9 protein-coding genes and 2 tRNA genes are annotated in these 13,203 nt (G+C 56.3%); 5 read left to right on the top strand and 6 right to left on the bottom strand.

All coding sequences use genetic code 11. The features are described 5' to 3' along the window. Position 1 precedes the first annotated feature (1 nt). Complete coding sequence (gene narL / locus SK47_RS11935; RefSeq protein WP_003856701.1) at positions 2 to 652, bottom strand: two-component system response regulator NarL; 651 nt, start codon at positions 650 to 652, stop codon at positions 2 to 4. Further along, positions 645 to 2,441, bottom strand: coding sequence for a nitrate/nitrite two-component system sensor histidine kinase NarX (gene narX / locus SK47_RS11930; RefSeq protein ID WP_003856703.1), 1,797 nt, complete (start codon positions 2,439 to 2,441; stop codon positions 645 to 647). The genes narL and narX overlap by 8 nt, the downstream gene beginning before the upstream one ends. Positions 2,442 to 2,750: 309 nt before the next feature. Here narX and SK47_RS11925 point away from each other — a divergent pair, with 309 nt between their 5' ends. The 5 genes from SK47_RS11925 to narI all read left to right on the top strand — a co-directional run bounded on the left by SK47_RS11925 (position 2,751) and on the right by narI (position 11,189). Further along, complete coding sequence (locus tag SK47_RS11925; RefSeq protein ID WP_003856705.1) at positions 2,751 to 4,148, top strand: NarK family nitrate/nitrite MFS transporter; 1,398 nt, start codon at positions 2,751 to 2,753, stop codon at positions 4,146 to 4,148. 381 nt (positions 4,149 to 4,529) lie between these two features. After that, positions 4,530 to 8,273, top strand: a complete 3,744-nt coding sequence (locus SK47_RS11920) for a nitrate reductase subunit alpha (protein ID WP_023300281.1) — start codon at positions 4,530 to 4,532, stop codon at positions 8,271 to 8,273. Further along, positions 8,270 to 9,805: a nitrate reductase subunit beta gene (gene narH / locus SK47_RS11915; protein ID WP_017384243.1), complete on the top strand. Its 1,536-nt coding sequence runs from the start codon at positions 8,270 to 8,272 to the stop codon at positions 9,803 to 9,805. Before SK47_RS11920 ends, narH begins: the two co-directional genes overlap by 4 nt. Next, positions 9,802 to 10,512: a nitrate reductase molybdenum cofactor assembly chaperone gene (gene narJ, locus SK47_RS11910; protein ID WP_022651366.1), complete on the top strand. Its 711-nt coding sequence runs from the start codon at positions 9,802 to 9,804 to the stop codon at positions 10,510 to 10,512. The genes narH and narJ overlap by 4 nt, the downstream gene beginning before the upstream one ends. Continuing rightward, positions 10,512 to 11,189, top strand: coding sequence for a respiratory nitrate reductase subunit gamma (narI, locus tag SK47_RS11905; protein WP_047653920.1), 678 nt, complete (start codon positions 10,512 to 10,514; stop codon positions 11,187 to 11,189). The genes narJ and narI overlap by 1 nt, the downstream gene beginning before the upstream one ends. Before the next feature lie 201 nt (positions 11,190 to 11,390). On the opposite strand, the gene SK47_RS11900 is transcribed toward narI, so the two are convergent. From SK47_RS11900 to SK47_RS11885, 4 genes are all read right to left on the bottom strand, one after another. Next, positions 11,391 to 11,475: transfer RNA gene (locus SK47_RS11900), tRNA-Tyr, on the bottom strand. Between the two features lie 34 nt (positions 11,476 to 11,509). Further along, positions 11,510 to 11,594, bottom strand: a tRNA-Tyr gene (locus SK47_RS11895). Between the two features lie 157 nt (positions 11,595 to 11,751). Next, positions 11,752 to 12,594, bottom strand: a complete 843-nt coding sequence (gene purU / locus SK47_RS11890) for a formyltetrahydrofolate deformylase (protein WP_003856715.1) — start codon at positions 12,592 to 12,594, stop codon at positions 11,752 to 11,754. Between the two features lie 41 nt (positions 12,595 to 12,635). Beyond that, positions 12,636 to 13,100, bottom strand: a complete 465-nt coding sequence (locus tag SK47_RS11885; RefSeq protein WP_045333133.1) for a YchJ family protein — start codon at positions 13,098 to 13,100, stop codon at positions 12,636 to 12,638. Positions 13,101 to 13,203: the final 103 nt, after the last annotated feature.

The raw sequence follows: 13,203 nt of genomic DNA, 5'->3' as shown, positions 1-13,203 counted from the left end.
GTTAAAAAATGCGCTCCTGATGCACCCAGACGGCGGCTTCGACGCGGGATTTTAACTTCATTTTTTTCAGCATGTGTTTGACATGCACTTTGACCGTGCTCTCGGTGATGTCCAGACGGCGGGCGATCATTTTGTTCGGCAGCCCCTGGGCAATCAGCTTCAGAATGTCACGCTCGCGCGGGGTCAACTGGCTGACGTCACGATCAGACGTGGCGCGGTTCGCACGCAGGCTGGCGGCCAGTACCGGCGTTAACGCTTCACTCAGCACCATCTCGCCTGCGGCAGCCTGTTGCAGCGCCTTGAGCAGATCTTCCGGCTCCATATCTTTCAGCAGATAGCCGTCTGCCCCTCGCTTGAGGGCGGTGACCACGTCTTCTTCATGGTTTGAGACGCTGAAGACCACCACCCGGCCAGAGAGGGATTTCTCCCGCAGCTTGTCGAGGGTTTCCAGGCCATTCATGCCCGGCATGTTGAGATCGAGCAAGATCAAATCAGGATCGAGCGATTCGGCAAGTTCAATACCCTGTTCGCCGTTGCTGGCTTCCCCGACGACGGTGATATCTGGCGCCATGCTGACAAGCTGTTTAACGCCAGTGCGCAGCATCGGATGATCGTCAATCAACAGGATAGATGCCGGTTCCTGATTAGTCATGGTTTTCTCCTTGAGCAGTTATGAGGGGCTTTTCGGGTATAAAGGTGACCACTACTTCGGTGCCACCTGACTCTCCCCGGCGAACCTGGCAATCACCGCGCAGGCTTTGCGCGCGGTCTCGCATGATAATTAAACCATAATGGTTCGTTCGTTCGGCATTTTCCGGCACGCCGCGGCCGTTATCCTGAACCCTGAGCTTCACCTGATTATCCTGGCAGCTGACGGTGACCGTAACGGCCGTCGCCTCGGCATGCTTGAGCACGTTGCTCAGGGCTTCACGGGCAATTTGCAGCAAATGGATCGCCTGGTGAGAGGGGACAAAACGCGGTGGCAGCTGGTAATCCAGCTTCACCGGGAAGCCCAGCCGGGCACTAAACTCCTGACAGCTGGACTCCAGCGCAGGGCGCAGCCCCGGCTCGGTGAGCTGCAAACGGAAGGTGGTCAGCAGCTCGCGAAGCTGAACCCACGAGGTGTTAAGCTCGTTGCGGATCTGGCTGAGCAGCTGTTTGCTGCTCTCGGGCATGCCTTCGTCCTGCATTTGCAGGCAGCTCACCTGCATCTTCATGCAGGAGAGGGACTGGGCGATGGAGTCGTGCAGCTCGCGGGCGATGGTGGCACGCTCCTCCATCACGATCAGCTGCTGCTGTTTCTCCTGGTGGCGGTCGAGCGCCAGCGTGGCCGTGAGCTGCTCAACAAGCGTATCGACCAACTGCTGCTGGTCGTGGCTCAGGTGACGTCCGGCGGGCAGGGTGGCCAGCAAAATACCGTACTGGGTATGGCTGTCCATCAGCCGCCACTTGAGGGTCGTGCCGCTGGTGGTAAGCGGCGGCAAGCCGCGCGGGCACAGATGACACCCTTTATCGTCGCAGGAGATGTCCGACTGACAGGTAAATTCCTGATGGTTTTCCTCATCTTCAACGTCGTAAACCCGAAGCTCAAGATCGCGGAGCAGAGTCAGGTTTTGCAGGCCGTTCAGTACTGGCGAGAGACGTTCGCAAAGCGGGACCTGCATATGCAGGCGACGGTTCGCCTGCCAGAGGAAAGAGAGGATCTCGTTTTTTTGCTCAAGCCCGGCGGTTTTCTCCTGGACGCGTTGTTCCAGTACCGCGTAGCTCTCTGATAGCTCTGCCGACATGGTATTGAGCGCCTCGCCAAGCATCGCCATTTCGTTGCGCCCGCTGATGTGCGTGCGCTGGGTAAAATCGCGCTGTGTGACGGCGCGGGCCATCGCCAGGAGCTGTTTCCAGGGGTTAAGCAACCGCGCGCGCAGCCAGATAACCGTGAAAATCAGCAGCAAACCCATAAACAGCGCCATTGCGCGGTGAACCATCACCACACGGTCAATGCGTAACTCTGTGGTGCGATCGAATGAGGAGACAAGATGATCGATGCGTGACACAAACCCGGCGACATCCTGGGCGACCGTTTCCCGGTCTTCCGCCCGCTTTAAGCCGGGCTCCAGCTGGGTATGCCAGTAGCCCTGAAGCGCCTTAAGCTGAGATTGCTGACCGTCACGGATGGCGGCTCTTTCCAGTTCAGGGCTGAATGCGGTACGCTCCATTTCGTCGATAAGCGGTTGGTCAGCCTGCGTCAGCGGCACCGACGCCAGTAGCCGGTAACTCTGCATACGTAGCGAGCCTGCCTCGTTGATGGCATGCGCGTTACCCTGTACACCCTGTACCAGCCAGCCAGAAATAGCCATGCCGGTCACACCGATAGCGGTGGACAGCAGAACAATAAGCGCCAGCTGGTTAACCAGCGTCAGCGGAGATAAACATCTTTTTAACATAGAGTTGCCGGGCTCCTGACGTGACCTGATTGCAGGAATGGCGCTATTCTGGTGCATACCCTGGAGTATACCCATACCAATAAAGGATTACCTCTAAATTGCCAGAGGGGTAACGGTTAGTGGGTGGACGAAGCAGGGATGCCTCAGCACCGTGAAAAACCACACCTTTTTTACGTTTTGCATCTACTCATTAAGAGTGATGGCTTTTTTTTTGCCGCAAAACCTCCCACTTTTCCTTTGATTTATATCAACTTACCGCCGCCCTAAAGCCCTAATGTTTGCAGCATCATTCGAGAATCAGAGGTGTCTATGAGTCACTCTTCCGCTCCCGAAAGGGAAACTGGTGCCGTTATTACAGACTGGCGTCCAGAGGATCCGGCGTTCTGGCAACAGCGCGGCCACCGTGTAGCAAGTCGTAATCTGTGGATTTCCGTTCCATGTCTGTTACTGGCGTTTTGCGTCTGGATGTTGTTCAGTGCGGTTGCGGTTAACCTGCCAAAAGTGGGCTTTACCTTTACCACCGATCAGCTGTTTATGTTGACCGCGTTGCCGTCGCTTTCAGGCGCACTGCTGCGCGTTCCTTATGCGTTTATGGTGCCGGTCTTTGGTGGTCGTCGCTGGACGGCTTTCAGTACCGGGATCATGATCATACCGTGCGTGTGGCTCGGTTTTGCGGTGCAGGATACCTCCACACCGTTTAGCGTGTTCGTGATTATCTCTCTGCTGTGCGGTTTTGCGGGGGCGAACTTTGCGTCCAGTATGGCAAACATCAGCTTCTTCTTCCCGAAAGCGAAGCAGGGTGGCGCGCTGGGCATTAACGGCGGCCTGGGTAACATGGGCGTGAGCGTGATGCAGCTGATTGCCCCGCTGGCGATCTCTGTCTCCATCTTTGCGGCCTTTGGCGGCGGCGGTGTGACGCAGCCCGACGGTTCCGTGCTGTTCCTGCAAAACGCCTCCTGGATTTGGGTACCGTTCCTGGTGGTCTTTACCCTGGCGGCGTGGTTCTTCATGAACGATCTGTCCGCGTCCAAAGCGTCACTGAGCGAGCAGCTGCCGGTTCTGAAGCGTGGCCACCTGTGGGTGATGGCGCTGCTGTATCTGGCGACCTTCGGCTCGTTCATCGGTTTCTCCGCAGGCTTTGCCATGCTGTCTAAAACCCAGTTCCCGGACGTGCAGATCCTTCAGTTTGCCTTCTTCGGTCCGTTTATCGGCGCGCTGGCACGTTCGCTGGGCGGGATGATCTCCGACCGTCTGGGCGGGACGCGCGTTACGCTGGTGAACTTTGTTGTAATGGCCATCTTCTGTGCGCTGCTGTTCCTGACGCTGCCTGCGGGTGGTGAGGGGGGTAACTTCTTTGCCTTCTTCGGCGTCTTCATGGTGCTGTTCCTGACCGCCGGGCTGGGCAGTGCGTCTACTTTCCAGATGATCTCTGTCATCTTCCGCAAGCTGACCATGGACCGCGTGAAAGCGCAGGGTGGGAGCGACGAGCAGGCAATGCGTGAAGCCGCCACCGATACCGCTGCGGCGCTTGGGTTTATCTCTGCGATAGGCGCGATTGGCGGCTTCTTTATTCCAAAAGCGTTCGGTATCTCACTGGATCTGACCGGCTCTCCGGCGGGTGCGATGAAAGTATTCCTCGTCTTCTATATCGCCTGCGTGGTCATCACCTGGCTGGTATATGGCCGTAATACCAAGAAAAACAAGTAAGCTTGATTATCCGTTTGCGCGGCCTGAGTGCCGCGCTTTTTTTAATCGCTGAATAGTTACAACATACTAATGGCGTTACCCGTGCTCACCCGCAGGTAACGATGTGATCGCCATCGCTTAACAGGTGTCTCTACCCCTTAATACCTAAGATGTTAAATTCTGCCTCACATATTGTACGATAAATAAAATATATCTATATAAATCATAAGGTTAAGAAATATTAACGGCTACCGCTTTGGTGGTATTTGATCTAATACCCCCCCTCAGAGTCCCCCTTCGTCTTGATCGTTATCAATTCTCACCATCTTTCATAGCGTTACCTTCGCTGCAAATCAGCAATGTCGATTTAGAGAGCCACAGGCTCCACACAGGAGATACCCGATGAGCAAATTTTTGGACCGGTTTCGCTACTTCAAACAGAAGGGTGAAACTTTTGCCGATGGGCACGGCCAGGTTCTGGATACCAACCGGGACTGGGAAGACGGTTACCGTCAACGCTGGCAGCATGACAAAGTTGTCCGTTCTACCCACGGCGTAAACTGCACTGGCTCATGTAGCTGGAAGATTTTCGTTAAAAACGGTCTGGTGACCTGGGAAATGCAGCAGACCGATTATCCGCGTACCCGTCCGGATATGCCGAACCACGAGCCGCGTGGCTGCCCGCGTGGGGCCAGCTACTCCTGGTATCTCTACAGCGCAAACCGACTGAAATACCCGCTGATGCGTAAACGCCTGATGAAAATGTGGCGTGAAGCGAAAGTGCAGCACAGCGATCCGGTTGATGCCTGGGCCTCCATCATTGAAGATGCCGACAAAGCGAAAAGCTTCAAGCAGGCGCGTGGTCGCGGTGGTTTCGTTCGCTCTTCCTGGAAAGAGGTGAACGAGCTGATTGCGGCTTCCAACGTCTACACCGTGAAAACTTACGGTCCTGACCGTGTGGCAGGCTTCTCGCCAATCCCGGCGATGTCGATGGTCTCTTACGCCTCCGGCGCGCGCTACCTGTCACTCATCGGCGGAACCTGCCTGAGCTTCTACGACTGGTACTGCGACCTGCCGCCAGCGTCGCCACAGACCTGGGGCGAGCAGACCGACGTGCCGGAGTCCGCTGACTGGTACAACTCCAGCTACATCATCGCCTGGGGCTCTAACGTTCCGCAGACCCGTACCCCGGATGCGCACTTCTTTACCGAAGTACGTTACAAAGGGACCAAAACCGTTGCCGTGACCCCGGACTACGCCGAAATCGCCAAGCTGTGCGACCTGTGGCTGGCGCCGAAACAGGGTACCGATGCCGCCATGGCGCTGGCGATGGGCCACGTCATGCTGCGCGAATTCCACCTCGACAAGCCAAGCCAGTATTTCACCGATTACGTGCGTCGCTACACCGACATGCCAATGCTGGTGATGCTCGAAGAGCGTGACGGCTATTACGCCGCAGGCCGTATGCTGCGTGCCGCAGATCTGGTGGACGCGCTGGGTCAGGAAAACAACCCGGAGTGGAAAACGGTCGCCTGCAACAGCAACGGCGAGCTGGTGGCGCCAAACGGCTCTATCGGCTTCCGCTGGGGCGAAAAAGGCAAATGGAACCTGGAGCAGCGTAACGGCACCACGGGTGAAGAGACGGAACTTCGTCTCAGCATGCTGGGCAGCCAGGATGAGATCGCCGATGTCGGCTTCCCGTACTTTGGTGGTGAAGGTTCCGAGCACTTCAACAAGGTTGAGCTGCAAAACGTTCTGATGCACAAACTGCCGGTTAAGCGCCTGCAACTGGCGGACGGTTCTACTGCTCTGGTCACTACCGTCTACGATCTGACCATGGCGAACTACGGTCTGGAGCGCGGCCTGAACGATGAAAACTGCGCGACCAGCTATGATGACGTGAAGGCTTATACCCCGGCCTGGGCGGAGCAGATCACCGGCGTGCCACGCGCGCAGATCACCCGTATCGCGCGTGAATTTGCGGAAAACGCCGACAAAACCCACGGTCGCTCCATGATCATCGTCGGTGCCGGTCTGAACCACTGGTATCACCTCGATATGAACTATCGCGGCCTGATCAACATGCTGATCTTCTGCGGCTGCGTCGGGCAGAGCGGCGGCGGCTGGGCGCACTACGTGGGCCAGGAAAAACTGCGTCCGCAGACCGGCTGGCAGCCGCTGGCGTTTGCCCTTGACTGGCAGCGTCCGGCCCGTCACATGAACAGCACCTCCTACTTCTATAACCACTCCAGCCAGTGGCGCTACGAGACGGTTACCGCCCAGGAACTGCTGTCGCCGATGGCGGATAAATCCCGCTACAGCGGCCACCTGATTGACTTCAACGTGCGCGCTGAGCGTATGGGCTGGCTGCCGTCTGCGCCGCAGCTGGGCACGAACCCGCTGCGCATTGCGGAAGCGGCGAAGAAAGCGGGCATGTCACCGGTTGACTACACCGTTAAATCCCTCAAAGACGGCTCAATCCGCTTCGCGGCAGAACAGCCGGAGAACGGTAAAAACCATCCGCGTAACCTGTTCATCTGGCGCTCTAACCTGCTGGGTTCGTCCGGTAAAGGCCATGAATACATGCTGAAATACCTGCTCGGTACCGAAAACGGTATTCAGGGTAAAGATCTCGGCAAGCAGGGCGGCGTGAAGCCAGAAGAAGTTGAATGGAAAGACAACGGTCTGGACGGCAAGCTGGATCTGGTGGTAACGCTGGACTTCCGTCTGTCCAGTACCTGCCTGTACTCCGATATCGTGCTGCCTACCGCCACCTGGTACGAAAAAGACGACATGAATACGTCGGATATGCATCCGTTTATTCATCCGCTGTCTGCGGCCGTTGACCCGGCATGGGAATCAAAAAGCGACTGGGAAATCTACAAAGACATCGCGAAGAAATTCTCCGAAGTCTGTGTAGGGCACCTGGGCAAAGAGACCGACGTGGTGACGCTGCCAATCCAGCACGACTCCGCTGCCGAACTGGCGCAACCGCTGGACGTGAAGGACTGGAAAAAAGGCGAGTGCGACCTGATCCCAGGCGTAACCGCGCCGCACATTATTCCGGTTGAACGTGATTACCCGGCAACGTACGAGCGCTTTACCTCTATCGGCCCGCTGATGGAAAAAATCGGTAACGGCGGGAAAGGGATCGCCTGGAACACCCAGAGTGAAATGGACCTGCTGCGCAAGCTCAATTACACCAAAGCGGACGGCCCGGCGAAAGGCCAGCCGATGCTGAACACGGCGATTGATGCGGCGGAAATGATCCTGACCCTGGCCCCGGAAACCAACGGCCACGTGGCGGTGAAAGCCTGGGCGGCCCTGAGCGAGTTTACCGGTCGTGACCATACGCACCTGGCGAAGAATAAAGAGGAAGAGAAAATCCGCTTCCGCGATATTCAGGCCCAGCCGCGCAAGATTATCTCCAGCCCGACCTGGTCTGGCCTCGAAGATGAACATGTGTCCTATAACGCCGGATACACCAACGTTCACGAGCTGATCCCATGGCGCACGCTTTCTGGCCGTCAGTCTCTGTATCAGGATCACCAGTGGATGCGTGACTTCGGTGAAAGCCTGCTGGTTTACCGTCCGCCAATCGACACCCGCTCCGTGAAAGCGGTGATGGGTGCGAAATCAAACGGTAACCCTGAGAAGGCGCTGAACTTCCTGACGCCGCACCAGAAGTGGGGTATCCACTCCACCTATAGCGACAACCTGCTGATGCTGACCCTGTCGCGCGGGGGGCCAATCGTCTGGATGAGCGAAGCGGACGCCAAAGATCTGGGTATCGAAGATAACGACTGGATTGAAGTGTTCAACAGCAACGGTGCCCTGACGGCACGTGCGGTGGTGAGCCAGCGTGTACCGGCCGGGATGACCATGATGTACCACGCGCAGGAACGTATCGTTAACCTGCCGGGGTCTGAGATCACCGAACAGCGCGGCGGTATTCACAACTCCGTGACCCGTATTACGCCGAAGCCGACCCACATGATCGGTGGTTATGCCCAGCTGGCCTACGGCTTTAACTACTACGGCACCGTAGGATCGAACCGCGATGAGTTCGTGGTGGTACGTAAGATGAAGAATATTAACTGGTTAGATGGCGAAGGTAATGACCAGGTACAGGAGAGCGTAAAATGAAAATTCGTTCACAAGTCGGCATGGTGCTGAATCTGGATAAATGCATCGGCTGTCATACCTGCTCAGTCACCTGTAAAAACGTCTGGACCAGCCGTGAAGGTATGGAGTACGCCTGGTTCAACAACGTGGAAAGTAAGCCGGGCACCGGCTTCCCGACCGACTGGGAAAACCAGGAGAAGTGGAAGGGCGGCTGGATCCGTAAAATCAACGGCAAACTGCAACCGCGCATGGGTAACCGTGCCATGCTGCTGGGTAAAATCTTCGCTAACCCGCATCTGCCGGGCATCGATGATTACTACGAGCCGTTTGATTACGACTATCAGAACCTGCACAACGCGCCGGAAAGCAAACACCAGCCGATCGCCCGTCCTCGCTCGCTGATCACCGGCCAGCGCATGGACAAAATTACCAGCGGTCCAAACTGGGAAGAGATTCTGGGCGGCGAGTTCGAAAAACGCGCCAAAGACCAGAACTTCGAGAACATGCAGAAGGCGATGTACGGCCAGTTCGAAAACACCTTCATGATGTACCTGCCGCGCCTGTGCGAACACTGCCTTAACCCGGCGTGCGTGGCGACCTGCCCAAGCGGCGCCATCTACAAGCGTGAAGAAGATGGCATTGTGCTGATCGACCAGGACAAGTGCCGCGGCTGGCGTATGTGCATCACCGGCTGCCCGTACAAAAAAATCTACTTCAACTGGAAGAGCGGTAAGTCTGAGAAGTGCATCTTCTGCTACCCGCGTATCGAAGCCGGTATGCCGACCGTCTGCTCAGAGAGCTGCGTAGGTCGTATCCGCTACCTCGGCGTGCTGCTGTACGACGCGGACGCGATTGAAAATGCCGCAAGCACCGAGAACGAGAAAGATCTGTATCAGCGTCAACTGGACGTCTTCCTCGATCCAAACGATCCGAAGGTTATTGAGCAGGCGCTGAAAGACGGTATTCCGCAGAGCGTGATTGACGCCGCACAGCAGTCTCCGGTGTACAAAATGGCGATGGACTGGAAGCTGGCCCTGCCGCTGCACCCGGAATACCGCACGCTGCCGATGGTCTGGTACGTGCCGCCGCTGTCTCCGATTCAGTCTGCGGCGGATGCGGGTGAACTGGGCAGCAACGGCATTCTGCCGGACGTGGAAAGCCTGCGTATCCCGGTTCAGTATCTGGCCAACCTGCTCACCGCCGGGGATACCCAGCCGGTACTGCTGGCGCTGAAACGTATGCTGGCGATGCGTCACTTCAAACGTGCGGAAACTGTTGACGGCGTGAACGATACCCGCGCGCTGGAAGAGGTTGGTCTGACCGAAGCGCAGGCGCAGGAGATGTACCGCTATCTGGCAATCGCTAACTACGAAGATCGTTTCGTGGTGCCGAGCAGCCACCGTGAACTGGCTCGCGAGGCCTTCCCGGAGAAAAGTGGGTGTGGCTTTACCTTTGGCGACGGTTGCCACGGGTCAGACAGCAAATTCAACCTGTTCAACAGCCGCCGCATCGACGCGATGGATGTGACCAGCAAAACGGAGCCGCACCAATGATTGAACTCGTCATTGTTTCGCGTCTGCTCGAGTACCCTGATGCTGCGCTTGTGCAGCATCAACAGGAACTCTTTGATGCACTCGCGTCATCTGAAAACCTGGATAAAGAGGATGCCCAGAAGCTGGGCGTTTTCCTCCGCGATCTGCTGGCGCGCGATCTTCTTGATGCGCAGGCGGACTACAGCCAGCTGTTTGACCGGGGTCGTGCCACGTCTCTGCTGTTGTTCGAACACGTTCACGGTGAATCCCGCGACCGTGGTCAGGCGATGGTGGATCTGATGGCCCAGTACGAGCAGCACGGTTTGCAACTCGACAGCCGCGAGCTGCCGGATCACCTGCCGCTGTATCTGGAATATCTGGCGCAGTTGCCGAAAGAGGAAGCGCTGGGCGGGTTGCAGGACATTGCTCCCATTCTGGCGTTGCTCGGCGCGCGTCTCCAGCAACGTGAGAGCAGCTATGCAGTCCTGTTTGATCTGCTGGTGAAACTGGCTAACGCCTCGGTTGACAGTCAAAAAGTGGCGGAAAAAATCGCGGATGAAGCCCGGGACGATACCCCACAAGCACTTGATGCCGTCTGGGAAGAAGAGCAGGTGAAATTCTTTGCTGACCAGAGCTGTGGCGAATCTGAAATCTCCGCGCATCAGCGTCGTTTTGCCGGAGCGGTGGCTCCGCAATATTTGAATATCTCTAACGGAGGACAGCACTAATGCACTTCCTGAATATGTTCTTCTTTGACATTTACCCGTATATCGCGGGCACCGTGTTCCTGGTGGGAAGCTGGCTGCGTTATGACTATGGCCAGTACACCTGGCGTGCTGCCTCCAGCCAGATGCTGGATCGTAAAGGGATGAACCTGGCGTCAAACCTGTTCCACATCGGGATTTTGGGGATTTTCGCCGGTCACTTGCTGGGGATGCTGACCCCGCACTGGATGTACGAAGCGTGGCTGCCGATTGACGTGAAGCAGAAGATGGCGATGCTCGCCGGTGGCGCCTGTGGCGTGATGACCCTGGTGGGTGGTCTGTTGCTGCTGAAACGCCGTCTGTTCAGCCCACGCGTGCGGGCTACCACGACCGGAGCGGACATCCTGATCCTCTCCCTGCTGATGGTGCAGTGTGCGCTGGGTCTGCTGACCATTCCATTCTCTGCGCAGCATATGGACGGCAGCGAGATGATGAAGCTGGTGGGATGGGCGCAGTCTGTCGTGACCTTCCGCGGGGGCGCCTCTGAGCATCTGGACGGCGTGGCGTTCATCTTCCGCGTTCACCTGGTGTTGGGTATGACCCTGTTTGTGCTGTTCCCGTTCTCTCGCCTGGTGCACATCTGGAGTGCGCCGGTGGAGTACCTGACGCGCAAATATCAGGTTGTGCGTGCCCGTCGCTGATTCGCTGTATTAATACAACCCCGCATATGCGGGGTTTTTTTTGTCCCCGATCCAGGGTTTCGTGCGGATGCCGGGTGGCGGCTGCGCCTTACCCGGCCACTATGCTCGAATCGAACCTTGGTCGAAGCTTCTTATCCGTCCCCGCATGGGAGAACCATGGGGCATTGTGCTTTTGGATAGTGCTAAAGAATCTGGAAGTGATGGTGGTGGGGGAAGGATTCGAACCTTCGAAGTCGATGACGGCAGATTTACAGTCTGCTCCCTTTGGCCGCTCGGGAACCCCACCAGGGGTAATTCATATTTTGAGGTAAAGCTGGAGATGGTGGTGGGGGAAGGATTCGAACCTTCGAAGTCGATGACGGCAGATTTACAGTCTGCTCCCTTTGGCCGCTCGGGAACCCCACCACGGGGTAATGCTTTTAACTGGCCTGCTTCCTGTTGGAAGCGGGGCGCATCATATCAAATGAGACGCCCCTGTAAAGCATTCCTTTAGGAAAATGAAGCTGTTTGCCTGCTTTTTATCCGTAAAGGCGTAAAGCTAATCAATTCATTTTCCGAGGGATTAAAGAATAATCGTTCTGTTGCCGTACACAAAGACGCGCTGGGCAAGTACCTGATACAGCGCACGGCTTAGTACGTTCTTCTCAACGTCACGGCCGGCACGCATCATATCTTCTGCCGTGTAGGTGTGATCCACGTGAATCACGTCCTGCATGATGATTGGGCCTTCATCCAGATTATCATTCACGTAGTGCGCGGTTGCGCCAATGATCTTCACGCCACGCTCGTATGCCTGGTGATACGGACGCGCGCCAATAAAGGCTGGCAGGAAGGAGTGGTGGATGTTGATAATCTTGTTCGGGAAGCGCGCCACGAAGGATGGCGTCAGCACGCGCATATATTTCGCCAGCACCACGTAGTCCGGGTTATGCGCTTCAATCGCAGCAGCCATCAGGTTGTCGTGCTCTTCACGGGTATGGCCTTCGTGACTGACCAGCTCAAACGGAATGTCGAAACGTTCTACCAGCGTACGCAGCGTCTCGTGGTTGCCAATGACGGCGGCAATTTCGACGTCCAGGCCACCGTAGTTGGCTTTCATCAGCAGATCGCCCAGGCAGTGCGCCTCTTTGGTGACCAGAATGACAATACGGCGACGGCCCGCCGGGTTCAGCTCGCGCACCGAGCCTTCCGGCAGGGCGCTGTCCAGATCGGCAAGCAGGGTTGTGTCGTTGAAAATGCCTTCCAGTTCGGTACGCATAAAGAAGCGACCGGTACGGTGGTCAACGAACTCGTTGTTCTGCACGATATTCAGTTCATGCTTGTAGCAAATGTTGGTAATTCGTGCGATCAGCCCTTTTTGATCGGGACAGATAGTGCGCAGAACTTTACGTTGTAATGATTGCATCGCCGGGAAATCCTGTTTATGTATTTGCGAAGTCTGAGTTGTCAGGCATTACTGCCGCAACACTTTTTAAATTTTTTTCCTGAACCACAGGGGCAGGGATCGTTACGACCGAATTGCGGACGTGTGCCGTCAATATAATACCATTGCCCGCTGTCCTTTAAGAACCGTGAGCGTTCAATGATGGCGCCGGGTTTGTTTTGTTCGCTAAAGCGGGCGACAAAACTGACATAGCCCTCGTTGGCATCGCGGCCGGGAGCGGCTTCAAAGACGGTGAGGCCCTGCCAGACGGTGTTGGCAAATCCGGCTTCAATCTCTTGGCGAAAATCGGCAGCATGGCAGGACGGATGCCAGGTTTTAATCAGGTAGTCTGCGTTTTTGATCACAAAAGCAGTATACCGCGAGCGCATAAGGTGTGACGGGTCTGGTGCAACCTGCTTGCCAGAAAGATATCGCTGGCAACATAGGCTATACTCCAGAGCGCTACCACAGGGGCAGAGTTGAGACACGATTCTCTTCCTGGAACAAAAAATAAGGCGTTAAACGCTTAAGGTAGCAATATGTTAACTGAGCAGGTGCGTTGACGCTATGTCGGGAATCCAGGGGAAGTAA

Source organism: Enterobacter sp. BWH52 (genome assembly GCF_001037565.1).
Classification (GTDB): Bacteria; Pseudomonadota; Gammaproteobacteria; order Enterobacterales; family Enterobacteriaceae; genus Enterobacter; species Enterobacter hormaechei_C.
This window is presented reverse-complemented; position numbering and strand designations above follow the sequence as displayed.